The 24,925-nt window shown below is 72.4% G+C and carries 17 protein-coding genes, 2 tRNA genes and 1 riboswitch; of the genes, 9 read left to right on the forward strand and 10 right to left on the reverse strand.

Features of this window, described 5'->3' with window-relative positions; translation table 11 throughout:
• Positions 1-351: 351 nt before the first annotated feature.
• Positions 352-1,122, forward strand: coding sequence for a TetR/AcrR family transcriptional regulator (locus EJC51_RS23690; RefSeq protein ID WP_126272926.1), 771 nt, complete (start codon positions 352-354; stop codon positions 1,120-1,122).
• Positions 1,123-1,402: 280 nt separating this feature from the next.
• Entirely contained in the window at positions 1,403-3,295 is a 1,893-nt protein-coding gene (locus tag EJC51_RS23695) for a sigma-70 family RNA polymerase sigma factor (protein ID WP_126272927.1), read from the forward strand.
• Between the two features lie 23 nt (positions 3,296-3,318).
• Here the strand turns inward: EJC51_RS23695 and EJC51_RS23700 are convergent, their stop codons facing one another.
• The gene (locus EJC51_RS23700; RefSeq protein WP_126272928.1) at positions 3,319-6,639 is read right to left on the reverse strand and encodes an AfsR/SARP family transcriptional regulator; all 3,321 of its coding nucleotides are present in this window, start codon (positions 6,637-6,639) and stop codon (positions 3,319-3,321) included.
• Positions 6,640-6,743: 104 nt separating this feature from the next.
• Positions 6,744-8,843 (reverse strand): asparagine synthase-related protein, encoded by a 2,100-nt coding sequence (locus tag EJC51_RS23705; RefSeq protein WP_126272929.1) that lies wholly within the window; start codon positions 8,841-8,843, stop codon positions 6,744-6,746.
• A 683-nt stretch (positions 8,844-9,526) separates the two neighbouring features.
• On the opposite strand from EJC51_RS23705, the gene EJC51_RS23710 reads away from it, so the two are divergent.
• The 4 genes from EJC51_RS23710 to EJC51_RS23725 all read left to right on the forward strand — a co-directional run bounded on the left by EJC51_RS23710 (position 9,527) and on the right by EJC51_RS23725 (position 14,571).
• Positions 9,527-10,951, forward strand: coding sequence for an NsdA family TPR-like regulatory protein (locus tag EJC51_RS23710; RefSeq protein ID WP_126272930.1), 1,425 nt, complete (start codon positions 9,527-9,529; stop codon positions 10,949-10,951).
• 63 nt (positions 10,952-11,014) lie between these two features.
• Positions 11,015-12,235 carry an L-2-hydroxyglutarate oxidase gene (lhgO, locus tag EJC51_RS23715; RefSeq protein ID WP_126272931.1) on the forward strand — a complete coding sequence of 407 codons (1,221 nt, stop codon included), beginning with the start codon at positions 11,015-11,017 and terminating at the stop codon, positions 12,233-12,235.
• A gap of 39 nt (positions 12,236-12,274) precedes the next feature.
• The gene (gene trmB, locus EJC51_RS23720) at positions 12,275-13,135 is read left to right on the forward strand and encodes a tRNA (guanosine(46)-N7)-methyltransferase TrmB (protein WP_126272932.1); all 861 of its coding nucleotides are present in this window, start codon (positions 12,275-12,277) and stop codon (positions 13,133-13,135) included.
• A 116-nt stretch (positions 13,136-13,251) separates the two neighbouring features.
• Positions 13,252-14,571 (forward strand): PrsW family intramembrane metalloprotease, encoded by a 1,320-nt coding sequence (locus tag EJC51_RS23725; RefSeq protein ID WP_126272933.1) that lies wholly within the window; start codon positions 13,252-13,254, stop codon positions 14,569-14,571.
• 6 nt (positions 14,572-14,577) lie between these two features.
• On the opposite strand, the gene EJC51_RS23730 is transcribed toward EJC51_RS23725, so the two are convergent.
• From EJC51_RS23730 to EJC51_RS23750, 5 genes are all read right to left on the reverse strand, one after another.
• Positions 14,578-15,522, reverse strand: coding sequence for an aldo/keto reductase (locus EJC51_RS23730; RefSeq protein WP_126272934.1), 945 nt, complete (start codon positions 15,520-15,522; stop codon positions 14,578-14,580).
• A gap of 120 nt (positions 15,523-15,642) precedes the next feature.
• Positions 15,643-16,677 carry a M23 family metallopeptidase gene (locus tag EJC51_RS23735; protein WP_126272935.1) on the reverse strand — a complete coding sequence of 345 codons (1,035 nt, stop codon included), beginning with the start codon at positions 16,675-16,677 and terminating at the stop codon, positions 15,643-15,645.
• A gap of 11 nt (positions 16,678-16,688) precedes the next feature.
• Positions 16,689-16,846: riboswitch (cyclic di-AMP (ydaO/yuaA leader) on the reverse strand.
• Between the two features lie 328 nt (positions 16,847-17,174).
• Positions 17,175-17,248: transfer RNA gene (locus EJC51_RS23740), tRNA-Met, on the reverse strand.
• Positions 17,249-17,322: 74 nt separating this feature from the next.
• On the reverse strand, positions 17,323-18,537 hold the full coding sequence (locus EJC51_RS23745; protein WP_126272936.1) for an alginate lyase family protein: 1,215 nt from the start codon (positions 18,535-18,537) through the stop codon (positions 17,323-17,325).
• A gap of 95 nt (positions 18,538-18,632) precedes the next feature.
• Positions 18,633-19,760, reverse strand: coding sequence for a dihydrofolate reductase family protein (locus EJC51_RS23750; protein ID WP_126272937.1), 1,128 nt, complete (start codon positions 19,758-19,760; stop codon positions 18,633-18,635).
• Between the two features lie 108 nt (positions 19,761-19,868).
• Between EJC51_RS23750 and EJC51_RS23755 the strand changes: the two genes are divergently transcribed.
• Together EJC51_RS23755 and EJC51_RS23760 are read left to right on the forward strand one after the other, a co-directional pair.
• Positions 19,869-20,372 carry a MarR family winged helix-turn-helix transcriptional regulator gene (locus EJC51_RS23755; protein WP_126272938.1) on the forward strand — a complete coding sequence of 168 codons (504 nt, stop codon included), beginning with the start codon at positions 19,869-19,871 and terminating at the stop codon, positions 20,370-20,372.
• A gap of 145 nt (positions 20,373-20,517) precedes the next feature.
• Positions 20,518-21,144: a GTP cyclohydrolase II gene (locus tag EJC51_RS23760; RefSeq protein ID WP_126272939.1), complete on the forward strand. Its 627-nt coding sequence runs from the start codon at positions 20,518-20,520 to the stop codon at positions 21,142-21,144.
• Positions 21,145-21,331: 187 nt separating this feature from the next.
• Here the strand turns inward: EJC51_RS23760 and EJC51_RS23765 are convergent, their stop codons facing one another.
• Entirely contained in the window at positions 21,332-22,402 is a 1,071-nt protein-coding gene (locus EJC51_RS23765) for an oxygenase MpaB family protein (RefSeq protein ID WP_126272940.1), read from the reverse strand.
• Positions 22,403-22,467: 65 nt separating this feature from the next.
• Here EJC51_RS23765 and EJC51_RS23770 point away from each other — a divergent pair, with 65 nt between their 5' ends.
• Complete coding sequence (locus EJC51_RS23770) at positions 22,468-23,136, forward strand: TetR/AcrR family transcriptional regulator (protein WP_126272941.1); 669 nt, start codon at positions 22,468-22,470, stop codon at positions 23,134-23,136.
• Between the two features lie 57 nt (positions 23,137-23,193).
• On the opposite strand, the gene EJC51_RS23775 is transcribed toward EJC51_RS23770, so the two are convergent.
• Both EJC51_RS23775 and EJC51_RS23780 read right to left on the reverse strand, forming a co-directional pair.
• Positions 23,194-23,266: transfer RNA gene (locus tag EJC51_RS23775), tRNA-Lys, on the reverse strand.
• 99 nt (positions 23,267-23,365) lie between these two features.
• Positions 23,366-24,922: an amino acid permease gene (locus EJC51_RS23780; protein ID WP_126272942.1), complete on the reverse strand. Its 1,557-nt coding sequence runs from the start codon at positions 24,920-24,922 to the stop codon at positions 23,366-23,368.
• Positions 24,923-24,925: the final 3 nt, after the last annotated feature.

Consider the following 24,925-nt stretch of genomic DNA (forward strand, 5'->3'; position numbering starts at 1 on the left):
TCCACAGCCCCGACAATTTGTGTGACCGGTGACTTCGTGTGGGCGGGGTTGGCCGAATCGACGGCGTGCGGGGAAGGATTGCAGGTCAGCAGGTGTGCGCCGGGGGGCTTTGAGGGGTGCAATCGGGACGTATACGACCCGTACTCCTTTCGGGGGGCGCTCTGTGCGGAACCTGCCCCTTCTGAATTGACTCCCTCTCAACTATGTTCGTGTGTCGACGGGGTGTAGGGGGATGCGCTCATCGGGTCCGCGACGGGCGGCCCGTGAACCGGGTTCGTTCCCTGTGTCGCCCCGGCCTTTCAGTGGCGGGGAGAGTCTCCGGGGGGAGACGTCATTACCGGGGGAACGCTTATGCATGTTCAGGACTCTCATTGGTCTTCCGCGTCCGCCATCGCACCTGGTGGCGGAGCGATGAGCGCGGCGGCGGGCAACGGACGCGGGGACGCGTCGCGCTCGACACCGCTGCGCGTGGACGCACAGCGCAATCTGGAGCACGTACTGCGTGCCGCGCGCGAGGTCTTCGGCGAGCTGGGGTACGGCGCGCCGATGGAGGACGTGGCGCGCCGCGCGCGGGTCGGTGTGGGCACCGTGTACCGGCGCTTCCCGAGCAAGGACGTCCTGGTGCGCCGGATAGCCGAGGAGGAGACCTCCCGGCTGACCGACCAGGCGCGTGCGGCGCTCGGGCAGGAGGACGAGCCGTGGTCGGCGCTGTCGCGCTTCCTGCGGACGTCGGTGGCCTCGGGTGCCGGGCGGCTGCTGCCGCCGCAGGTGCTGCGGGTCGGCGTCCCCGAGGAGCACGCCGGGCAGGCCGACGGGGCCGTCTTCGACGAGGCGCGGGTGCCGCAGCAGCGGTCCCAGCCCGGCTCCGGTGAGTTGCGGCTGGTGTCGGAGGAGTCGCTGCCGGCCGACGACACGGGGGCGGCGGCGCTGCTCGACGTGGTGGGCCAGCTCGTGGAGCGGGCGCGGGCGGCGGGTGAGCTGCGGGCGGACGTGTCGGTGTCGGACGTGCTGCTGGTGATCGCGACGGCGGCGCCCTCGCTGCCGGACGCGGCGCAGCAGGCGGCGGCGTCGGCGCGACTGCTGGACATCCTGCTGGAGGGTCTGCGGTCACGGCCGTCGTGAACACCGGCGCGACCCGGTGACTCGAAGAGGTGACGACGGGGTGTGAGCGGTGCGCCGCTCACACCCCGGTCACATTCCGGCCTTTTCGGATACGTCCCCCAACTTCCGTGTGGGCGACGTCAGTTGAGCCTTCCCCGGATGGGTGACGGCTAGTACTGCCTTGCCAAAGGTCCCCACGGACGAGTGGATGCCCCGTACTGCCGGGGCTCGGTCAAAAGCCGATATGGCACTCTGACCCGGTGTTCGGGACGGGCAGGGCAGGCGGCGGGGGCTTTCCGCGATGAGCGTTGACGGGCGGGACGAGTCACACGGTGACGGTGAGCCGGACGGCCTCGCGTCGCCCCAGGTGCCGAGCCAGGGCGGACGGGCGGGCCGCCCGCACGGCGGCGGCGACCCGGTCGAGGGCAGCGTCCCGACGCAGCGCGACCGGCGTGACGACAGCGTCCTGCCGCCGCCCCGGGACCTGCCGCCCTCCGACGCCGACCTGATCGGCCGGATGCGCTCGGGCGACGACACGGCCTACGAGGAGCTGTACCGGCGCCACGCGGACGCGGTGCGCCGGTACGCCCGCACCTGCTGCCGGGACGCCCACACCGCCGACGACCTCACCGCCGAGGTCTTCGCCCGCATGCTCCAGGCGGTGCGCGGCGGCTCGGGGCCCGAGCACGCCGTACGCGCGTATCTCCTGACCACCGTCCGTCGGGTCGCCGCGAACTGGACGAAGTCCGCGAAGCGGGAGCAACTGGTCGACGACTTCGCGCTGTTCGCCGCACAGTCCGCGCGCGTCAGCGAGGTCTCCGACGACGACACCCTGGACCTCGGTGCCGACGTCCGCGCGATGCACGAGGCCGAGCAGTCCATGGCCATGCAGGCCTTCCGGTCGCTGCCCGAGCGCTGGCAGGCCGTGCTGTGGCACACCGAGGTCGAGGACGAGTCGCCGAGCGATGTCGCCACGCTCTTCGGACTCGACGCCAACGGCACGCGCGTGCTGGCCTCCCGCGCCCGCGAGGGCCTCAAGCAGGCCTACCTCCAGGCCCACGTGAGCGCGACCCTCGCCGACGACGAGGAGTGCGCCCGCTACGCCGACCAGCTCGGCACGTACGCCCGCGGCCGACTGCGCACCCGCGCCGAACGCGGCCTGCGCAAGCACCTGGAGGAGTGCGCCAAGTGCCGCCTCGCGGCCGCCCAGATCTCCGAGGTCGCGAGCAGCATCCCCGCCGTCGTACCGGTCGCCGTCATCGGCTGGTTCGGTGCCGCCGGGTACGCCAAGGTCGCCGCGCTCATCGCCGGTGGCACCGGGGTGGGCGCGGCCGGTGTCGCGGGCGCCGCGGCGGCGAGCGGCGGCTCGTCGGGCGGGGCGGGCGCGGCCGGCGGCGCGGCGGCCTCCGAGGGGCTGGGCGCGCCGGTCAAGGTCGGGATCGCGGCCAGTGTGCTGGTCGCGGCGGGCGTGGCCGCGGCACTGGCCCTGTCCGGCAACGACAAGCCGGTCGACAACAAGCCCGAGGCCAGACCGCCCGCCTCCACGCCGGTGGCCGAGCCCGCGGAGGAGACGCCCAAGCCGCCCAAGAAGCAGCCGGCGCCCGCGCCCGCGGTCATCGCCCCGACGCCGACGCCGACACCGACCCCGACGCCCAAGCCCACCCCGAAGCCCACACCGACGCCGACCCCCACACCGAAGCCGAAGCCCAAGCCGACCCCGACCCCGACCCCCACTCCGACGCCCACGCCCACCCCCGCCCCGGCCGTCTACCAGTGGAGCGAGCTGGCGTACAACGTCAACGGCGACGGCACCAAGCCCGAGATGCGGATCGCCGAGAGCAGCTGGGTGTGGCAGCGGTACGGCGTCTCGATCGCGGACAAGAGCTACACGCACGGCGTGACCGTGCACGGCCGGTCCTCCGTCACCATCGACCTCAACCGCTCCTGCACCTCCTACGACGCCTATGCCGGCGTCGACGACATGACCCTCGGGCTCGGCAAGATGTACTTCTCCGTCTACGCCGACGGCGTCCAGCTGTGGAAGTCCGGCATGGTCCAGGGCGGGGACGCGGCGATCCCGGTCCATGTCGACCTCACCGGGCGCAAGACCGTGCGGCTGGTCGTCGAGCCGCACAGCAAGTACGACGACCTGCTGCTGGCGGACTGGGCCGAGTCGAAGTTCCGCTGCTCGTAGCGCCTGTCCTGGCCCCGTCGCCTTCAGAGGCCGGTGACGCCCGCGCGCAGTGCCTCGTCGAGTTCGTCGAGGACGTCGGCCGAGGTGAGGGTGACGCCCCGCGCGTGCTCCTCGTCGTACCGCGCCGGTCCCAGCTCGGTGCGGGCCGTCGACTCCGCGCGCTCGGCGCGGGCCGCCTCCGGCATGGAGCGCGCGTCGTCGCCCCGCCAGTGCCCGGCGGCGGCCAGCAGCCTGGTGGCGCGGGGAAGGTCGCCGAGGTCGGCGAGCAGGGTCGCCGCGGCGTCCACGAGCGTCGCCACGATCAGGTCGGCGCACTGCTTGTCCACGGCCTCCCGAACCGTGGCGACCAGCTTCGGCAGTCCGTGCCCCGGACCCGACTCGGCGACCGTCACCATGGCCTCGACCGCCTTCAGCATCACGATGAACTGCGGGGGCGGGGTGCCCCGCGCGGTCTCCACGCGGGCCTCCTCCAGCATCTCGCGCGCGGTGGCGGTGTCCTTGTCGTCCAGCGCGACATGCGCCCGCAGCAGCAGGACGAACGCCCTGCTGTCCCCGACGCCGTACCGGTCGGAGGCCTCGCTCGCCTCGTCCAGGGCCGTGATCGCGGCCGAGCGGTCGCCCGCGCGGTAGGCGATCTCGGCGAGGCGGGCGATGAGGAACGGCGTCTCCGTGTACGCCCCCACCTCGTAGGCGAGTTGCAGCGCCTCCTCGTACTCCCCCTTCGCCTCCTCGAGCCGGCCGCGGGCCATGGCCGTCTCCCCCGCCGCGCTGTACACCTGGGCCAGCAGCCAGCGGTCGCCGACGCGGTGGCTGAGGACCCGCAGCTCCGCGAGGTCGTCGTCCACACCCTGCATGCCGCCCGGCGAGTCGACCACCATGTGCGTGCGGAACATCAGGGAGACGCCCAGCTCCCAGTCGCCGCCGTGCTCGCGGCAGTTGGTGACCGCGGTGTCCAGAATGTCCCGGGCGTCCGTCCGGTCGCCCATGAAGAACGAGGTCAGCGGCCAGACCAGACCGGGCATCCGGGACGCCTGCGGGCCGCCCTTCTCGAAGTACGCACGCACCCGCGAGATGTACGCGCCCATCCGCTCGTCCGGCACCCGGTTGCGCGCCTCGATCTCCGAGACGAGGAGGATGTGCAGCATCCGCAGCTCCATACGGAGCGCTTGCAGCGGGTGCCCGGCCTCGCCGTCCGGCGCGGAGAGCAGGGCTTCCCTCGGGTCCACGGTCTCCATGAGGGAGCAGCGGGCCCGGGGGTCCGTGGGGAGCGGGCCCGCGTCCAGCGCGGCGCCCAGCCGGAGGATCCGGTCGACCCAGTCCGCGCCCTCGCGTCGGTAGTTGCGCAGCCACCAGAACCAGCCCATGTTCAGGGCGAGGGCGCCCGCCGCCGCCTCGTCCCCGTCCTCGACGGCTCGGTGCAGGGCGGCGCGGATGTTGTCCAGCTCGGTCTCCAGGCGGGAGATCCACGGAAGCTGGCCGACCGAGCGCAGCACCGGCTCGGCCTCCGCGACCAGGGCGCCCGCCCACGCGCGGTGCCGCCGCTCGGCGCCGGCGCGCTGGTCCGGGGCCTCGGCTGCGCGCTCCACGGCGTACTCGTGGATCGTCTCCAGCATGCGGTAGCGCATGGCGCCGCAGACGGTCGTGTCCTCGCCCGGGGCCGCCACGATCAGGGACTTGTCGACGAGCGCCCCGATCAGCTCGGCGGCGGGGCCGGTGCACACGGCCTCCGCGGCGGCGAGGTCCCAGCCGCCCGCGAACACCGACACCTCGCGCAGCACCGTCCGCTCCCGCTCGTCGAGCAGGTCCCAGGACCAGTCGACGACCGCGCGCAGGGTCTGCTGGCGGGGCAGGACCGTGCGACTTCCGGAGGTGAGGAGGCGGAAGCGGTCGTCGAGGCGGTCGGCGATCTGCCGGGGCGTGAGCAGCCGCAGGCGGGCCGCCGCCAGCTCGATGGCGAGCGGCAGTCCGTCGAGGCGGCGGCAGATCTCCGCCACGGCGTCGGAGTCGCGGAGGACGAGGTCCGCCGTGTCCGGGCGGACGGCCGTCGCGCGCTCCGTGAAGAGCCGGTGGGCCTGGTCGGGGAGGAGGGGCTCGACCGGGCGCACGGACTCGCCGGGGACGCCCAGGGGTTCACGGCTGGTCGCGAGGATCGTGAGCCCCGGGCAGTGGGTGAGGAGGGTTTCGGCGAGGTGGGCCGTCGCCTCGATCACGTGTTCGCAGTTGTCAAGGATCAGGAGTTGGCTGCGCGGGGCGCAGTACTCGACGAGCAGGGCGAGCGGGTCCTCCTGCGGGGTGGACAGCTCGGTGGCCATCAGCACGGTCTGCCGCAGACCGAGGGCGCTGACCACCGCGCCGGGCACCGCCTCCGGGCGGTCCAGCGGTGCCAGTTCGACCAGCCACGCCTGGGACAGCCCGGCGGCGGCTTCCTCGGCGAGGCGGGTCTTTCCAGAGCCTCCCGGTCCGGTGAGGGTGACGAGCCGGGCCCTGTGCAATTCGGAACGGATGGCGTCGAGTTCGGGTTCCCGGCCCACGAAGGAGTTCAGGCGGGGACGGAGGTTGCCGGTTCGGGTGAGGCGTTCGGCCGTGGCCGTGGGGGGCTTGGGCCCGGCGGACGGTGGTGAGGGCGGCGCCGGGGCCAGGAGTTCGGCGTGCAGGGCGCGGAGTTCCGGGCCCGGGTCGGTGCCCAGGCCCTCGGACAGGGCGCGGCGGGCCGTCTCGTACGCGGCCAGGGCGTCGGCCGGGCGGCCGGTGTCGCGCAGGGCGCGGACGAGGAGGGCGTGCAGCTTCTCGTCGTACGGACGGGCCGTGGTCAGCTCTGTCAGTTCCGGTACGACGTCCTGGGCGCGGCCGAGCCGCAGGGACGCCTCCGCGCGGGTCCTGGTCGCCTCCAGGCGGAGCGTCTCGGGGCGGGTCGCGGCGGTGCGGTCGGGGAGGTCGGCGAGGGCCGGGCCGTGCCACAGGGCGAGGGCCTCGTCCAGGGCCCGGGCGGCGGCGCCGGGGTCGCCGGTGTGGAGGGCTTGGATGCCCTGCTGCACGAGGCGTTCGAAGACGAAGAGGTCGACGTCCGTCCTGGCCGCGGCGAGGCGGTAGCCGCCGGGGGTCGAGACGACCGTCGTCTTCCCGATGGCGCGGCGCAGCCGGCCCACGAGCGCCTGGAGCGCCGCGTTGGCGTCCTGGGGCGGGTCGGCGGCCCAGATGTCGTCGATGAGGGTGTCGGGCGTGAGGGTGTGGCCCGGACGGAGGGCGAGGGCGGTGAGCAGGGCTCGGACTCGGGGGCCGCCCAGGGGTACGACGGTGCCGTGGTCGTCCTCTGCCTGGGTGACACCCAGAATTCTGTACCGCACCGGGTCATTGTCGCCGGGGAGGCCGCGAGGGGCACGGGGTTTGTCGGCGGTGGGGTGTCTCGGGGCGGACGGGCGGGGGTGGCCGTTGCCCGGAAGGACCGTCCCTACCCCCTCCTCGCCGTGGCCCCCGCCCCCAACGCCCCCCGCTGCGGCGTGATCCCCGCCGGTACCGCACGCGCGCGGGCCGGGGTGCCGGTCCAGCAGGTTCCCCGGCGGGCCAGGAGGCGGCGCAGCCAGAGTTCCAGGGAGACCAGGTCGGCCAGGCCGTCCAGGGGAAGTGGTTCGCCCTCCGCCGCCGCTCTCAGGGCCTTGCGGACCACCCGTGCTTCCACCAGGCCCGCCTCCGCGAGCAAGGGCGTGCCGAAGAGGGCCATCAGGGAGTCCGCGGCCACGCGCAGGCCCGTGCGGGCCGCCACCGCCGCCGAGGCGTGGGACGGGGCGCCCCAGCCCGGGGGGAGGTCGGCCACGCCGGCGCCCTGGAGGACCGTGCGCAGGATCGCGGCCCGGGCTCCCGGCTGGACGCGGAGGGCCTCGGGGAGGGCTCGGCAGGCGCGGACGACCTGGTTGTCGAGGAACGGGGTGTGCAGGCGCTGGAAGCGGATCTCGGCTGCCTGCTCCAGCACCCTCACGTCCGCCGCGTGCCTCGCCAGCGCCGCACGCGCGCGGTAGTCGCCCGGGCGCTGGCCCGGACCCACCGCCGAGCGGCTCGTCGCGCCCTGGAGGCGAACCGATACTTCAGCGAGGGCCTCGCCGGTCAGCCAACGGGCCGCGGGGCCCGGTCTGGCCCACGTGAGGGCGGCCAGGGAGGCGCCGACCGCGCCTCCGGGCTCGTCGAAGCGGCGGTCCATCAGGCGGTCGGACAGGACCTCGAGGCCTGCCCGGTACGGCGTGCGGGCCAGCCGGCGCGCCGCGCTGTACACGCGCGCGGGGACCATCACCGAGCCGTCCGCCTTGGCCAGCGCGGCGACCGGGCGCACCAGATGGCGGCGTTTGCGGTCCATCAGGAGGTCGGCGAGGCGGGCCGGGTGGGCGTCCAGGACCTGGCGGGCGCCGTAGCCCGTGAAGTGGTCGGCGCTGCCGGAGGCCAGGCGGGCGCGATGGCGGGCGGCCGTCACCAGGCTCGCGCCGGGCTCGTCGGTGAGCGGGCCGTCCAGGTCGGCGTACGGCAGGGTCTCCTCGCCGCCGGTCACCACCACGTGGTGCAGGCGCGGGTTGGCGGCGAGGTTCCCGGCGCGTTCGAGCTCGGCCTCACGGCCGCCCACCGCGAGGTCGTTGAAGGTGACCGCCAGCAGACGTTCGCCCGCGCCCGTGCCGTGTCCCAGCACCGTGCCCGGCATCCCCGGGAGGCCCGCCGCCAGCAGGGCGAGGGTGCCGGACGCGGGACCGCCGGAGAGGTCGGCGCCGATTCCCGGTACCGGCATCCCGCGCGCGGCACGGCGTTCGGCGGGCCCCATGCCGGGCACGGGACCCGGGTCGATGTCGGCGCCGGGCACATGCCGGGGAGCCGACAAGCGCGCGCGTACCGCCTCCACCAGCGCGTCCCGTACGGCGTCCACCGCACTGTCGGCATCGGCCGTGGGCGCCGCCACCGCGAGGGAGGCCACCGGCTCGTACCCGGCGATCTCACGCGCCCCGGCGCGCAGGATCAGCGCGTGCCCCGGCGGAATGCGCCGTACGCCGTCGTAGGGCGTGGAGTCGTGCAGGGCCGCCGGTACGTCGGGAGCGGCCAGCAGCGCCGCCAGATGGCCGAAGTCAAGGTTGGCCTCGATGAGGTCGGCGAGCGGGAGGGCGGCCGTCGCGTACGCCGTGCCGCCGGCCCAGGGGGTGTAGAACACCGGGCGGGCGCCCGCGAGATCGCCGCACACCGTGACGCGGCGGCCCACCTGGACGACCGCGGTGTAGCTGCCGGGCCAGTTCGTCAGATGGCGAAGTGCCCCTCCGCGCGCGGCGAACAGACCGACGCGCAGCTGCTCGTCGCTCGCGCCACAGGTGCCGAGGACGGCGATGCGGTTCTGGGCGTCGGCCTTCACCACCCGTACCTCGTCGGGGCGCCAGTCGCCGACCGCCCACAGCGGATCGGGATCTCCCCACAGGAGTTGGGACCCCACCGGGTGCACGGTCTCGCCGTCCGCGCCGGTGGCCCCGGCGGAGCCGATCTCGGCCGCTCCCGCTGCGGTGCTGCTCCACCCCACCAACCACCGCATGGACGCCTCCACAGGCTGTGGACAACCAGTGCACCGTACGAATCGGTTCACCATGCTGCCATGAAGGAGGCGCGCCGGAGGGGCGGTGGAGCCGCTTGAGCTCCGCCGCCTGCGCCCCCGCGCGCGTGCCCGTGAAGAAGCGAACACCCGTACTGAGGAGGGGGGCTGCGACCTGAATGCGCCCCCGATACGCTCCCCCAGAACGCCCTTCGCGCCGCCAACTTCCATGGTGGGAGCGGTAATTGCCCGCGGAAAGCGGGGGCTGTTTTCAGCCAAATTGGCGCGGCGGGGACAGGCTCGCGCACGCTCCGTACAGGCTCTGCGCACCGCCTGGGCAACGCGCAGTCCGGGGAACGGAGTTCGCCCCCCGGACCGTTCCGCCGCCCGCGGGGATGGAGGCGGCGGAATCCCCCAGCCCACTGGATCCAGTACAGCGGGCCGACCCACGCACGATCCATGGAACCGCTCCCCCGATGGCCGGAGAAGAGCGCACGCACAGGCGCACGGCCACACAGCGGGGGCACGCCGCGACGCTGCGTGGGGGGCCCGTACGCGCGTACGGGCCACAATCCCGCCATCCGGAAGAATGCCCCTTAACGCTTGGGATGCGGCGAACTACGCTGGGTTTACGAATGCCGCGTGGTTATGCCAGCGCGGCAGCCGTCTGTGTCGAGGGGTGGCGCATGTCCAGGGAGCAACGCGGGCCGAACGAAAAACTCGGCGCCGTTCTCGCCCTCGCGGGAATCAGCAACGCAGGACTCGCGCGTCGCGTCAACGATCTTGGCGCTCAACGCGGGTTGACTCTTCGCTACGACAAGACCTCGGTGGCGCGCTGGGTGTCGAAGGGCATGGTGCCGCAAGGCGCTGCGCCGCACCTCATCGCCGCCGCGATCGGCCAGAAGCTCGGCCGCCCGGTGCCGCTCCACGAGATCGGTCTGGCGGACGCGGATCCCGCACCCGAAGTGGGCCTCGCCTTCCCCAGGGACGTCGGACAGGCCGTCCGCAGCGCGACGGAGCTGTACCGGCTCGACCTCGCGGGCCGCCGGGCCGGCTCCGGCGGCATCTGGCAGTCGCTGGCCGGATCGTTCGCAGTAAGCGCGTACGCAACGCCTGCCTCACGGTGGCTGATAACCCCGGCCGACAGCTCGGTCGCGCGCGAGGTGAACACTTCCGAGGACTCCGGCGCACCGCTCAAAGTCGGCCACAGCGACGTGCAGAAACTGCGGGAGGCCGCCGAGGACGCCAGGCGCTGGGACTCCAAGTACGGAGGCGGCGACTGGCGTTCGTCCATGGTGCCGGAGTGTTTACGGGTGGAGGCGGCTCCGCTGCTGCTCGGCTCCTACTCCGACGAGGTGGGCCGGGCACTCTTCGGTGCCAGCGCCGAACTCACCCGGCTCGCCGGGTGGATGGCCTTCGACACCGGCCAGCAGGAAGCGGCGCAGCGCTACTACATCCAGGCCCTGCGCCTGGCCCGCGCGGCGGCCGACGTCCCCCTCGGGGGCTACGTCCTGGCCTCCATGTCCCTCCAGGCGACCTACCGGGGCTTCGGCGACGAGGGCGTCGACCTCGCCCAGGCCGCCCTGGAACGCAACCGGGGCCTGGCGACCGCCCGGACCATGAGCTTCTTCCGCCTCGTCGAGGCACGCGCCCACGCACGCGCGGGTGACGCGCACGCGGCGGGCGCGGCGCTGCGGGCCGCCGAGGGCTGGCTGGAGCGGGCGCGGGACGGCGACCAGGACCCGTCCTGGCTCGGCTTCTACTCCTACGACCGGTTCGCCGCCGACGCGGCCGAGTGCTACCGCGACCTCAAGGCACCGCGCCAGGTGCGCCGCTTCACGGAGCAGGCGCTGTCGAAGCCGACGGAGGAGTTCGTGCGCTCGCACGGACTGCGGCTCGTCGTCTCGGCGGTCGCCGAGCTCGAGTCGGGCAATCTGGATGCGGCATGCGAGCAGGGCGTGCGGGCGGTGGAGGTCGCGGGGCGCATCTCGTCGGCCCGCACCACCGAGTACGTGAAGGACCTGCTGCACCGCCTGGAGCCGTACGGCGACGAGCCGCGGGTGGTGGAGCTGCGAGAGCGGGCGAGGCCGCTGCTGATGGCTCCCGCCTAGGCAGCTGTCGTGTCCCGCGTTTGAAGGGACTGTCAGTGGCGCAGTGCACTATCGAGGTGGGAGGTGGTGCACGTGCGCTCGGCCGTCGCTTACGACTGTGACGTGCTCGTGATCGGTGGGGGCATCGTCGGCTTGTCCACGGCGTACGCGATCACGCGTGCCGCGCCCGGGACGCGGGTGACCGTCCTGGAGAAGGAGGCCGGCCCGGCCCGGCATCAGACGGGGCGGAACAGCGGGGTCATCCACAGCGGGATCTACTACCGCCCCGGGTCGCTCAAGGCGCGGTACGCCGTCAAGGGCGCCACGGAGATGGTGAAGTTCTGCGCGGAGTACGGCATCGCGCACGCCGTCACCGGCAAGCTGATCGTCGCCACCGAGCGGGACGAGCTGCCGCGGCTGCACGGCCTGGTGCAGCGCGGCCGGGAGAACGGCATTCCGGTGCGCGAGCTGGGCCCCGCCCAGATCTCCGAGTACGAGCCGGAGGTCGAGGGCCTCGCCGCCATACACGTCGGCACGACCGGCGTGTGCGACTTCGTCGGCGTCGCCCGCCAGCTCGCGGCGGCGTCCGGGGCGGAGATCCGGTACGGCGCGCGGGTCGAGCGGATCGACCGGCGCCCGGCGCTGGGCGTCGCCGTGCGCACCACCGCCGGGGACGTGCTCCGCGCGCGTGTGCTGGTGAACTGCGCGGGGCTGCACTGCGACGAGGTGGCGCGGCTGGCCGGGGACGACCCGGAGATGCGGATCGTGCCGTTCCGTGGCGAGTACTACGAGCTGGCGCGGCCCGAGCTGGTGCGGGGGCTGGTGTATCCGGTGCCGGACCCGGCGTTCCCGTTCCTCGGCGTGCATCTCACGCGCGGGATCGACGGAGGCGTGCACATCGGGCCCAACGCGGTGCCGGCGCTCGCCCGCGAGGGGTACGGGTGGGGTGTCGTACGGCCTCGGGAGCTGGGCGCGACGCTCGCGTGGCCCGGGTCGTGGCACATAGCGCGGCAGCACTGGCGGTACGGGGCCGGGGAGCTGCGCCGGTCGGTGTCCAAGGCGGCGTTCACGCGGGCGGTGCGGCGGCTGCTGCCCGCGGTCCGGGAGGACGACCTGGTGCCCACGGCGGCGGGGGTGCGGGCGCAGGCCGTGCTGCGGGACGGGACGCTGGTGGACGACTTCCTGATCAAGGAGGGCGCGCGGACGGTCCACGTACTGAACGCACCGTCCCCGGCGGCGACGGCTTCGCTGCCGATCGGGCGGGAGGTGGCGAGGAGGGCGCTGGAGGCGCTGGTCGGCAGCTGAGCGACGCGGCGCGGCCACGCCCGTAAAATCGACCCCACTGTGTCTGACTCCCCCAACACCCCCGAAGCCCCCCGGCCCGCCGCCACCCCCGGTGAGCCGGCCCCGCACGCCTCCGGCGAAGCGTCCGAGCACGCCCCCGGTGTCTCCGTCCGGCACAGCCGGTCCAAAGGTGAGCCCCGGTTCCCCGACGGGCCCAAGCCGGACCCCGCCGGGTCGCACTTCGAGCGGCGGATCCGGAGTTTCCAGCCGCGGCGGAGCCGGGTGACCGCCGGGCAGGCCGACGCGTTGCAGCGGCTGTGGCCCAAATGGGGGCTGGACATCGACGGGCGGGGGGTCATCGACCTGGAGGAGCTGTTCGGCAACGCCCACCCCGTCGTCCTGGAGATCGGGTTCGGCATGGGTGAGGCCACCGCGCAGATGGCTGCCGCCGACCTCGGCACCAACGTCCTCGCCGTCGACGTGCACACCCCCGGCCAGGGAAACCTGCTCAACCTGGCCGACCAGAACGGCCTGCCGAACGTCCGCGTCGGCAACGGCGACGCCATCATCCTGCTGCGCGAGATGCTCGCCCCCGACTCCCTCGACGGGCTGCGCGTCTACTTCCCCGACCCCTGGCCGAAGAAGCGGCACCACAAGCGGCGGCTGATCCAGCCGGAGTTCCTCAGCCTCGCCGCGACCCGCCTCAAGCCGGGCGCGATCGTGCACTGCGCGACCGACTGGGAGCCGTACGCCGAACAGATGCTCGAGGTGCTCACGGCGCACCCGGACTTCGAGAACACCCAGGCCGACGGCGGTTTTGCGCCGCGTCCCGACTACCGGCCGCTGACCCGTTTCGAGGGCCAGGGACTGGACAAGGGACATGTCGTGAACGACCTGTTGTTCCGTCGCGTACAGCGATAGGCAGCGATAGGCAGCGACAGGGCAGCGACAGGAACCGATAGAGCAGGCAAGAGAAGGCGACAGAGAACCGAGCAGAGACAAGCACCGCAGCCACCCCCCTCGTTAAGGTCAATGCCGTGGCCACCTTTCCCCCGTACCCCGCGCACCCTCCCACCGGCCCCGCCGGCGGTGCACTGCGGCACGCGCACTGGTGGCAGCGGAAGTCGGTGCGCTACGGCGCCCTCACCACCCTGCTGGCCCTGTCCGGGCTCGTCATCCTGGCCCTGGTGCGCGAGCAGACCGGCACCGAGGGCTTCCTGGTCGGCCTCGGCCTCGCGATCCTGCCCGTGCCGCTGCTGATAGCCGCGTTCCGCTGGCTGGACCGCGTCGAACCGGGCCCCTGGCGCAATCTGCTGTTCTGCTTCGCCTGGGGCGCCTGCGCGGCCGCGCTGATAGCGATCGTCGCCAACAGCTTCGCCACGAGATGGATAGCCACGGCGACAGCCGACCCGTCCAGCGCGGACACCCTGGGTGCCACGGTCATAGCGCCCATCGTGGAGGAGTCCGCGAAGGCCGCCGCCGTCCTGCTGGTCTTCCTCTTCCGCAGACGGGACTTCACCGGGATCGTCGACGGCGTGGTGATAGCCGGGGTCACCGCCACCGGCTTCGCGTTCACCGAGAACATCCTCTACCTCGGCACCGCCTTCGGCACCGACCAGCTCACCGGCGACCGCGGCATCGCGTCCGTGACCGCGGCGACGTTCTTCGTGCGCGTGATCATGTCCCCGTTCGCGCACCCCCTGTTCACGGTCCTCACCGGCATCGGCTTCGGCATCGCCGCCCTCTCCGCCGACCGCCACCACCTCCGCCGCGTCCTCGTCCCCCTCTCCGGCCTGCTGCTCGCGATGGGCATGCACGCCGTCTGGAACGGCTCGTCCACCTTCGGGGAGTACGGCTTCTTCGCCGTGTACGCGGCCTTCATGGTCCCCGCGTTCGGGCTGCTGACCTGGCTGGTCATCTGGACCCGGCAGCGCGAGCTGAGGACCGTCCGCGAGGAACTGCCCGCCTACGCCGTGGCCGGCTGGCTCACCCCCGCCGAGCCCTTCGCGCTCAGTTCGATGCGGGCCCGGCGCATCGCCCGCCAGTACGCCCGCCGGCACGCCGGACGGCCCGCCGCGCGGGCGGTGGCGCAGTACGAGGCGTACGCGACGTCGCTGGCGTTCCTGCGGCACCGGGGGCGCCGCGGCCGCGCCGGCGCCGACTTCGTCGTACGGGAGAGGGAGTTGTTGCACGAGCTGTGGGCCCGGCGGGACGTCGCCCGCCCGGCGCTCGACCACGCGGCCCGGACGACGGCACCGCCGGTCCCGGTGGTGGCGGCACCGTGGCCGATGTACGGGGTGTACGGGTACGGCCAGCAGTCGGCGCCGTACCCCGCGTACAACCCCTACCAGACCTGACGAAAGCTACGCGGACGCCTCCGTCAGCCGCTCCACCTCGGCCTCCGTGAGGGTCACCTCCGCGACCTTGAGCAGCGCCGGCAGCTGGTCCACCACCCGCGCCGAGGCGATCGGGGCCGTCACCGTCGGCTGGGCGGCGAGCCAGGCCAGGGCGATCGTGGCGACCGGCACGCGGTGGGCCTCGGCGACGTCGTCGAGGGCGGCGAGGACCTTGCGGCCCCGCTCGGTCTCCAGGTGCTTGCCGGCTCCGGCGGCCCGGGCGCCCTCCACCACCTCGCCGTCGCGGTACTTGCCGGTGAGGAACCCGGAGGCGAGCGCGAAGTAGGGGACGGCGGCGAGGCCGGTGCGCTCCGCCAGGTCCTGGAGCTCGCCCTCGTACGTCTCGCGCGAGACCAGGTTGTAGTGCGGCTGGAGCGCCACGTACCGGGCCAGGCCCTCGCGCTCGGAGAAGGCCAGCGACTTCTCCAGCCGCTCGGCCGAGATGTTGGACGCGGCGATGTGCCGCACCTTGCCCGCCGTCACCAGCTCGTCCAGCGCGCCGATGATCTCCTCGACCGGCACCTCGGGCTTGTCGAAGTGGGTGTAGTAGAGGTCGATGTGGTCGGTGCCCAGGCGGCGCAGGGAGGCGTCCGCGGCGGCCTTGATGTTGGCGGCCCGCAGGCCCTGGAACTCCGGGTGCTGGCTGACCTTCGTGGCGATCACGACGTCGTCGCGGTTGCCGCGCGCCTTGGTCCACTTGCCGATGATGGTCTCGGACTCGCCGCCCGAGTTCCCCTCCACCCAGTTCGAGTAGGAGTCGGCGGTGTCGAGGAAGTTGCCGCCCGCGGCGGCGTAGGCGTCGAGGACGGCGAAGGACTGCGCCTCGTCGGCGGTCCAGCCGAAGACGTTGCCGCCCAGGGAGAGCGGGAAGACCTCGAGATCGGACGTGCCCAGCTTGCGAAGAGAAGTCATGTACGGGATCAACACCTGCGCCGGAAGCCGGTATTCCGTACACAGCGGACCGGCAGCCCTGACGTCGGGGGGTGAGCGTCAGGACCGCCGGGGTTCAGAGAGAGGCGCGCCTCTGAGAGGTCAGGGGTTCAGGCCCTTGCTCCGCAGCCACGCCATCGGGTCGATGCCGGTGTCCGCACCGCCCGGGTGGACCTCCAGGTGCAGGTGGGCGCCGGTCACGTTGCCGGTCGCGCCGACGCGTCCGATGACGTCGCCGGTGCTGACCTTCTGGCCGACGCTGACGCTGATCGAGGACTGGTGGCAGAACCACAGCTCGGTGCCGTCGTCGAGGGTGAGGATCGTGCGGTAGCCGTAGGAGCCGGCCCAGCCGGCCTCCGTGATGGTGCCGCTGTGGATCGCCTTGATCAGCGTGCCCGTGGGGGCCGCGAAGTCGAGCCCGGTGTGGTAGCCGGAGGACCACAGCGAGCCGGCCTGACCGAAGGTCGAGGTGATCGTGTACGAGGAGGTCGGCAGCGTGAACTGCTTGGCGAGCTCGGCGAGGCGCTTGGCCTCGGCCTCCTTCGCGGCCTTCTCCTCGGCGGCCTTCTTCGCCGCGGCGGCGTCGTCGGCGGCCTGCTTGAGCGCGGCGGCCTCGGCCTTCGCGGTCTGCGTGGCGACCTCGGCCTCGGCGGCCAGCTGCGCCTTGTTGTCGACCTGGTTCTGCTGGCTCTCGGCCTGCGCCATGATCCGGTTGCGCAGCGCCTCACCGGCGTCCGAGCCGCTCTCGGCGGTCCGCGTGGCGCTGGTGGCCAGGCTGCTGAGGGCGGTGGCGGAACCCTTGGGGGCCTCGTCGTCACCGCCGAAGACGCCGCCCACGTTGGGCAGGTCGGGGATCGAGATGGAGACCGGCGGCTTGCCGGTGTTGGCGCTGGCCATGCCGCCCGCGCCGACGGCGGCTATGACACCGACGCCCAGGACCGTGGAGCTGCGGGCGAGTCCCCCGCCGCGCTGCTTGGCCACCCGGTGCTTGCCACGCGGCGGGCGGAGGGAGTCCTCGGTGGGATTCCAGACGTCCTGCGGGCCCTCGTCGTGGTGGTAGCTGCCGTAGCCGAAGGCATCGGTGCTGCGCTGGCTCGGCACGTACGGGGCCTCGGGGGCAGGCCGGTTTGACGCCACGTGGGCGTGCTCCTTTCCTTCCTTCTCGCCTACCGGGTTAGCTGACGGGTTCGGAGCAGGAAGGTCTCCTACGCGCGTATAACCGCCGTGCTGCCACGGCGACTTCCGCGTGATTCACCCCAAGTTGGTGGTTCCCCGGTTCCCTTGCGGGATTCGGCGCGTGCGCACGGAGCCGACTCTTGTGACGGCTGGGACGACCGCGCTGCGTTATCGAACGTTAATAGACCCGGGGTACGGATTCCAAGCTGTTCTGCTTGATCATTAACCTTTTTCGGCAGGACGTAGGGGTCATGGCCGGTGAAAAACGGGCGAGTTGACCCCGCCCCCGGAGACCCACAGGAGACTCACAGGTATTGACGGTATGTCAGTTGTTATGCGGAGGGCGCTCGCCTGATCACCGGCCGTGACATCGCCCATGTCTCCGACGGCCGGAAAGGGCCCGGACAACGACTCAGGGCCGGAATCCATTGATCTGGATTCCGGCCCTGGGCCTTCAGTAGCGGGGACAGGATTTGAACCTGCGACCTCTGGGTTATGAGCCCAGCGAGCTACCGAGCTGCTCCACCCCGCGTCGGTGAAACCAGCATACGCCATCCGCGGGACCCCTCGCGCCACCTTTACGTCGCCCCAGCTCACGAGCGGTTCTCAGCTGCCGGGATTGCCCGCGTGGGTCAGGGTCTCCCAGGAGACGAAGAGGTTGTCGGTACCGGCCGGGCGGGTCTCCTCGGCGAGCTTGTGGGCGGCCGGGACGGCCATGCCGAGGCGGTTCTCCAGGTGGTTGAGGGCGACCTCCAGGTCCGGCCCCATGTTCCGGTCCACCTTGCCGCCGCACAGCCACACGGGGGCGGACTCCCCGGCCTGGTACCGGGCGTGGAAGGCGAGGGCGCTCTTGAGCCGGTCCTTCACCTCGCCGTACAGGTCGATGCCCTGGTGCCAGGCGGTCTCGGCGATGTGGGCGGTGGCGGCGACGGAGTAGCCGACGTGCTTGAAGTTGCGGCAGGTCTCCTGGGACATGCCGTCCTTGTACGTCCGCTGCCCGAACCAGTACGTCGTGAGCTTCTGCGGGGTGTTGACGGTCGACCCCTTGGGCGTGAGCGGCAGCTTGCCGTCCTTCGCCAGGTAGAAGTAGGCGGGCACGCGCTCGCGGAACCGTTCCAGGGCGTGCTCGAAGGCCTTGCGGTCCTCCAGGAAGACGGCGATCCCGATGGCCGCGTCGGTCATCACGAGGTCCCAGTTGCCGTTGTAGTCGGGGACCTTGCGGGTGACGGTCGGCAGATACGCCGTGCGCAGCATGGTCTCGAACCGGGCGACCCGGTCCGCCGGCCAGCCCGCGCCGGGACTGTGCCGGACGATCTCGGCGGCCCGCGCCCACGTCGACCCGGCCCACCCGGTCTGCAACCCGGCGTCCTCCTCGGTGTGCCGCCGCATCGTCGCCGACCAGGCGTCCATGATCTCCCTGGCCTTCACGGCGTGCTGCTGCTTGCCGGTGATCCGGAACAGCAGGGCCTGGGTGTAGGCGGCGATGGCGTCCTCGCGCTCCTCGACACAGCCGTGCGCGGGCCGGTCGGCGTGGTCGCCACCGGGGCAGTCGACGCTGGCGTACGGCTCGGGCCGGTACTTGTACGCCCCGTACTTGCTGTCCCGCATGTCGAGGTAGGCCTTGAGCCACGGCTGCTTGCCCGCGGTGACGTTCTTCTTCACGGCCTCCAGCTGCGCCTCGCTGACGAGCACGCCGGGGTGGGTGAAGGCGGTGTCCGGGGGGAGGGCGCGGGCCATGGTGCGGGTGTCGGCGCCGGTCCCCGCGCAGGCGGTGGCGAGGAGCGGGGCCAGCAGGAGAGCGGCGGTGAGTCGGGGCCTCATAGGGGAAGCGTGGACCGGGGGTTGCCGGGGCGCAGGATCTGTTGGTCCGATCGGTCGGCCGAGGCCACGGCCGCCGTGGTCGCGGCCGGCTGACGTTACGACAGCAGGTGCTCGTTCGGCGCCTTCGCCCGCTCCTCGTACTCCGGCAGTACGACGACGTCGACCCCGTGCGCCACCAGCAGCCCGTTCCCGTCCGCCGCCGTCACGAACGTGTCCGGCTCCCGCCAGGCCGTCACCACCCGCCGTACCCCGGCGTCGAGGATCAGCCGGGCGCACGGCGCGGGGCGGGAGGCACGGCGGGCGCAGGGCTCCAGGCTGCTGTAGACGGTCGCCGACGCCAGCCGGGGGTCGTGCGCGTCGATCTTCGCCAGGGCCGCCTCCTCCGCGTGGACGACGGGGTCGTCGCCCTCCCTCGAGTACCCGCGGGCGAGTTCCGTGCCGTCGGCGGCGACCACGACCGCGCCGACGCTGAACGCGGTCCGGGAGGGCGGGCAGAGCGTCGCCAGTTCGCAGGCCAGGCGGAGCCAGTGGTGGTCGGCGGGCGTGGCGCGCGGGCCGGTGCCGGGGGCCGTGGGTTCGTAGCGCATGAGGACCACGTCCTCGATCCGCCGGGTCTCCACCAGCCGCAGCCGGCCGCCCTGGTAGCCGCCGGGCCCGAAGAGGCGGGGCGCCTCCGGGGTGCCGACGAACAACGGGGCCAGCACCAGCTGGAGTTCGTCGGCGAGGCCCAGCTGGAGGAGCTGGGTGTGGATGCGGCCGCCGCCCTCGACCATGAGGCGGTCCACGCCCCGGGCGGTGAGGTCGGCCAGGAGCCGGTGCCAGTCGAGGTCGGCGCCGAGGGAGACGACGTCGGCGGCGAGGCCGTGCGCCTCGGCACGCTCGGCGCCCTTGTCCGTCGTGTAGACGACCTTGTCGCCGCCCGTGTGCCAGAACCGCGCCTGCGGGTCCAGGTCGCCCGAGCCGCTGACCGTGACCTTCAGGGGGTACTCCGGCTTGCCCGCCGCCACCCGGGCCGCGCGGCGCTCCGCGGAGTTCACCAGCAGGCGCGGGTTGTCGGCGCGGATGGTGCCGGCGCCGATCAGGATCGCGTCGACGGAGGCGCGGACCTCGTCGACGCGGTCGAAGTCGGCCGGGGAGGAGAGCAGGAGCCGGTCGGGGCCGGTGTCGTCGAGATAGCCGTCGAGGGAGACGGCGGCGGAGAGGAGGACGTACGGGTGGGGCATCGGCGCGGTCCCTCTCGCTGAGATGTGCGGTGGCGTGCTGCGGCGCGCGGTGGCGTGCTGTGACGTGGCACTCTTGGTTCAAGTTTGAAGCAAACCTACACTGGGGGCATGACGACTCGCTGGCTCACCCCCGAGGAGCAGCGCGCCTGGCGCGCGTACATCGCCGCGACGCACCTCCTGGAGGACGCGATCGACCGGCAGCTCCAGCAGGACGCCGGCATGCCGCACCTGTACTACTCCATCCTCTCCACTCTCTCCGAGGCGCCGGAGCGGAGGCTGCGGATGACCGATCTCGCCGAGGGGCTGAAGATCACGCGGCCGCGGCTCACGTACGCCGTGACCCGGCTGGAGAAGGACGGGCTGGTCGGGCGGGAGAGCTGTCGGTGGGACAAGCGCGGCAGCATCGCCGCACTCACCGACGCGGGCATGGCGGAGGTGGAGCGGGCGGCTCCGGGACATGTCGAGGCGGTCCGCTCCGCGATCTTCGACCGGCTCAGCCCGGAGCAGGTGGGGCAACTGGAGGAGATCTCCCGGGCGATCGCGGACGGGCTCCAGGAGGACACGGGGGACGAGGTTCCGTGGCGGCGGCGGTCGTCGCCGTCCTGTTCGTGACGGGGTTCGTCACGAGGTTCGCGACGAACGGTTCGTGACAAGCGCCATACATCCATTGCTTCAAATTTAAAGCATGAGGTAGGGTCTCGAACCGTAGATCTGCTTCAAATCTGAAGCAGACATGTCTACGGACCGGAGTACCCGCATGACCGACATCCCCGCCGCAACCCAGCGCTCCCGTGTCCGCGTGCCCCTGCGCTTCGGTGACGGCTACCGCGTCGACTCCGAGCTGGTCACCTTCCACGGACTGGTCGACGGCCAGGAACACCTGGCGGTCGTCCTCGGGGAGCCGGGCCCCAACCCCCTGGTCCGGCTGCACTCCGAGTGCCTCACCGGCGACGTCTTCGGCTCCGCCCGCTGCGACTGCGGCCCGCAGCTGCGCGAGGCGGTCGAGCGCATCGCCGAACGCGGCGGCGTGCTGCTGTACCTCCGCCAGGAGGGCCGCGGCATCGGTCTCTACAACAAGCTCGACGCGTACGCCCTCCAGGACGAGGGCCTCGACACCTACGCCGCGAACACCGCGCTGGGCCTGCCCGAGGACGACCGTGACTACACGGCGGCCGCGCAGATGCTGAAGGCCCTGGGGATCGAGTCGCTGGACCTGCTGTCCAACAACCCCGACAAGGCGGGCCAGTTGCGCGACCTCGGCATCGACGTCCGCGACCGCGTCCCCACCGGCGTCTTCACCACCGCCCACAACGTCCGCTATCTGCGGGCCAAGGTGCTCCAGACCCAGCACACGCTGCCGCTGGGCGAGTTGAGCGTCGGATAACGGCCGGCGCCGGACAACTGCCCGGGCAGCCGCCTCGATCAGCGCGCCCAGCAGAGCAGTGCCCAGCGACACGCATGACCCACGGACGTGGGGAGCGATGTCGGCGTTCCTGCGTACCGCACCGCCCGGCGCCGGCGACATCGGCATGGGGCCGACCCATGTCGCCGGCACAGGAGGTGGCCTCCTGTTATGCGAGCGGTCCGAGGATCTCCTGGGACTCGATGAGGCCCTGGTCGCTGGGGGCCTTGCCGTCCTCGAAGACGCGGGCGGCCTGCCGGGCGCGGAGGTCGAGGTGGGCCTCGGCGGGCCTGGGGTAGCCGTGGCGGGCGCGGGCCTCGGCGGGCGTCAGCACCTCCTGCGTGCGGGGCGGGATGCCGAGCTTCATCGGCGCGATCACCGGGACCGTGGAGGGCGAGAGCCGTCCGATCAGGAGCAGTTCGAGCCGGGGGCTGAGATGGGCGAGCGCGAAGGCCGTCTTCATGACGGGCACGATGAGCGTGTCGAGGAGGCGTGACTGCCGGATGCCGGCCAGTTCGCGCATCCAGCGCGGCAGGGTGGCGACCGTGGCGATCCGCTGGGCCCGCGCGACCGCGAGGCTCGCGGGCTTCGCCCACCACGGCGTCGGCGGCAGCACGAGCTCGGTCCTGAGCAGGTGGTTCATGGCCTGCTTGGCGATCGGGCTGGCGGACAGTCGCGGGCGCATCTCGGCGAAGTACGCCCGGATGCCCTCCCGGGTGCGCGGTACGTCGTCCGGCGAGCAGGTCTGCAACTCCGCGGCGAGCGCGCAGGCCTCCCAGTACTCCGTCTCCTCCCGCTCGCTGAGCTTGCCGGGGCCGTACTTCTCGTACGCGTAGAGGATCGAGTGCCAGCCGGTGAGCTGGATCCACAGCTGGGAGGCGGGGTCGTTGGCGTCGTAGGTGCCGCCGCCGTACGGCAGCTCGCCGATCGCCTTGGAGTGGACCTTGACCAGGACGTCCGCGGCCTTGCAGACCTCACGGGTGCCGGCGAACGCCACCATCGCGAAGTACCGCAGCGTGCGGTCGTAACGGGTGCGGGCGCGCCGGTAGATGCCCTGGGTCGCGTGGACGGCGGCGACGAGCGGCGGGTCGAGTTCCTCGACGACGACGGCGCGCTGGAACCCCACGGTCGGGGCGGTCGGATAGCTCCAGACCTTCCACACGACCGAACCGGGCCCGAAGAAGCCGTAGTCCTCGTGAGGCTGCACCTCGCCGCGCCCGAACCTCCTGAGCTTCGCCATGAAGCCGCCCCTCACTTACGACACTGGTGTCTTAAATTAAGACACGCCTGTCGTAAACTGCCAAGGTGTCGACCCACACGACTTCCGGGGACCGGCCCCGCAAACGACGCCCCTACGCCCCCCGCGTCCCGATCGAACAGCGCCGCGAACAGTTGCTGGACGCCGCCCTCGCCGTGATCGTGAGCGACGGCTACGACCGGATCTCCATCGACGCCGTCGCCAAGCGGGCCGGCGTCGCCCGGTCCGTGGTCTACGGCGCCTACGACAACCTCGACACCCTGCTGACCGCGCTGCTCGACCGGCAGCAGGCCCGCGCCTTCGAGCGTCTGCTCGCCACACTGCCCGACTCCACCGAGTCGCCCGAGTCGCCCGAGTCGCCCGAGTCTGCCGCGTTCGCCGCGGAGACCGTGCGCCGCATGTCCGCGATGCTCCGTCAGGACCCGGACACCTGGCGGCTGATCCTGTCGCCGCCCGGCAACATGCCCGCCGTCGTCCGCGACCGCATCGAGGCGGACCGGCAACGCTTCCGGCTCCGGGTGGAGGCGTGGCTCTCCCATGCCCTGACCGGCCCGGACCACGACGCCCTCGACCCGCGCGTCCTCGCCCACGCCCTGGTCGCCTGCGCCGAACACTTCGGCCGCCTGGCCCTCACGGCCCCCGGCACCTTCGACCCCGCGCACCTGGTCGACCAGGTGCGGCTGATCCTCGGCGCCCTGTGGCCCCGGACGCGCTGACCCGGAAAACAACCCGGCGCCCGAACCGACCGAAGCCGACTCGGGCGCCGCGAACCGTAGGCCCTGTGGGACTCGAACCCACAACCAATGGATTAAAAGTCCACTGCTCTGCCAATTGAGCTAAGGGCCCCAGGCGATGTTGCCTCCCCGAGCATAGCCGGACGCGGCCGTCTCTCCGATCGGGTATCGGGGACACGGCCGCGCCGGGGTCGGGTACCGGCCGCAAAGGTCACGGATCGACCGGTTCGGGGGCGCCCTTGCGGGCCGCTTCCCGTGCCCGCGTCCGCTCGTGGTCGGGGTTGAGGAACCAGTGCCGGGCCGAGGCCAGCCACCAGGCCGCCGCGAAGCCGAGGACCGCGAGGACGGCCACCGGCGCGTAGTTGAAGGTCTCCCAGGTGACCGGCGAGACCTGCGGCAGCATGAACAGGACCGTGATCACGCCGACCCACACCACCGACACCACGCCGATCGCCCGGGACCAGCGGCCCAGATGCCAGGGTCCGCGCTCGAACTCCTCGCCCTTGCGCAGCCGCAGCAGCGTCGGGATGACGTACGCGATGTAGAGGCCGATCACCGCCACCGAGGTCACCGCCGCGTAGGCCGTGTAGTTGATCAGGTACGGCAGTCCCAGCAGCAGCGCCCCGCCCGCCGCCAGCCACACGGCCGCCACGGGCGTGCGGGTGCGCGGGCTGACGGTGTGCCAGAGGCGCGAGTACGGGAGGGCCCCGTCGCGCGAGAACGCGTAGATCATGCGGCTGTTGGCGGTCACGGACGCCATCCCGCAGAACAGCTGCGCCCCGATGACGACGAGGAGCAGCAGTTTTCCGCTCGTCGCGCCGAGCGCGTCCAGCAGGATCTGGGCCGGCGGCGCCCCCGTCGCGGAGGTCAGGGCACCGTCGTAGGACTGGATGGCGAAGGTGAAGCCGAGCAGCAGCACGAAACCGGCGATCCACGACGTCCAGATCGACCGCACGATCCCCTTCGGGCCGGCCGTCGAGGCGTCGTGCGTCTCCTCGGTCATGTGGGCGGAGGCGTCGTAGCCGGTGAAGGTGTACTGGGCCATGAGCAGGCCGAGCGCGACCACGTACACGCCGCTCCCCCAGCCCGTGTTGTTCACGAACTCGCCGAACACGAAGGACGCCGACTGGTGGTGGTCGGGGGCGAAGGTCAGCGCGCCGACGATGAGCGCGACGCCGATCACGTGCCACCACACGCTCACGCTGTTCAGCAGGGCCACGATCCGCACGCCGAAGGTGTTGAGGAGGCCGTGCAGGACGAGGATCGCGGCGAAGAGCAGGATCGTCCGCCCCGGTGTCACCTCGAAGTCGAACTGGAGGTTCAGGTAGGCGCCCAGGAAGGACGCGGCCCCGAAGTCGATGCCGGCCGTCACGGCGACCTGCCCGAGCACGTTGAACCAGCCCGTGAACCACGCCCAGGCGGCGGCGGTCCGGGGCGGGGCCAGCCGGTGGGCCCAGAAGTACAGGCCCGCGGAGGTCGGGTACGCCGAACAGATCTCGGCCATCGACAGCCCGACGAACAACGTCATCAGCCCGACCGCCACCCAGCCCCAGGTGATCACGGCGGGGCCGCCGGTGTTCATGCCGAACAGATACAGCGTCAGACAGCCGGACAGGACCGAGATGATCGTGAAGGAGACCGCGTAGTTGGAGAACGCCGACATACGGCGGGCCAGGACCTGCGTGTAACCGAGCTGGGCCAGCCGTTCCTCGTCCGACAGGCCGGATGGCCCCTTGGACGGCCCGCTCGCTATCGCGTCATCTGTCATGCC

It is taken from the genome of Streptomyces aquilus (assembly GCF_003955715.1).
GTDB classification, from domain to species: Bacteria; Actinomycetota; Actinomycetes; order Streptomycetales; family Streptomycetaceae; genus Streptomyces; species Streptomyces aquilus.

Coding starts and splice junctions, on each gene's coding strand:
- EJC51_RS23695 (WP_126272927.1), top strand. CDS start 1,403: ATGAGCGTTGACGGGCGGGACGAGTCACACGGTGACGGTGAGCCGGAC.
- EJC51_RS23765 (WP_126272940.1), bottom strand. CDS start 22,402: ATGGCGAAGCTCAGGAGGTTCGGGCGCGGCGAGGTGCAGCCTCACGAG.
- EJC51_RS23780 (WP_126272942.1), bottom strand. CDS start 24,922: ATGACAGATGACGCGATAGCGAGCGGGCCGTCCAAGGGGCCATCCGGC.
- EJC51_RS23755 (WP_126272938.1), top strand. CDS start 19,869: ATGACGACTCGCTGGCTCACCCCCGAGGAGCAGCGCGCCTGGCGCGCG.
- EJC51_RS23710 (WP_126272930.1), top strand. CDS start 9,527: ATGTCCAGGGAGCAACGCGGGCCGAACGAAAAACTCGGCGCCGTTCTC.
- EJC51_RS23690 (WP_126272926.1), top strand. CDS start 352: ATGCATGTTCAGGACTCTCATTGGTCTTCCGCGTCCGCCATCGCACCT.
- EJC51_RS23750 (WP_126272937.1), bottom strand. CDS start 19,760: ATGCCCCACCCGTACGTCCTCCTCTCCGCCGCCGTCTCCCTCGACGGC.
- EJC51_RS23730 (WP_126272934.1), bottom strand. CDS start 15,522: ATGACTTCTCTTCGCAAGCTGGGCACGTCCGATCTCGAGGTCTTCCCG.
- EJC51_RS23760 (WP_126272939.1), top strand. CDS start 20,518: ATGACCGACATCCCCGCCGCAACCCAGCGCTCCCGTGTCCGCGTGCCC.
- EJC51_RS23745 (WP_126272936.1), bottom strand. CDS start 18,537: ATGAGGCCCCGACTCACCGCCGCTCTCCTGCTGGCCCCGCTCCTCGCC.
- EJC51_RS23705 (WP_126272929.1), bottom strand. CDS start 8,843: ATGCGGTGGTTGGTGGGGTGGAGCAGCACCGCAGCGGGAGCGGCCGAG.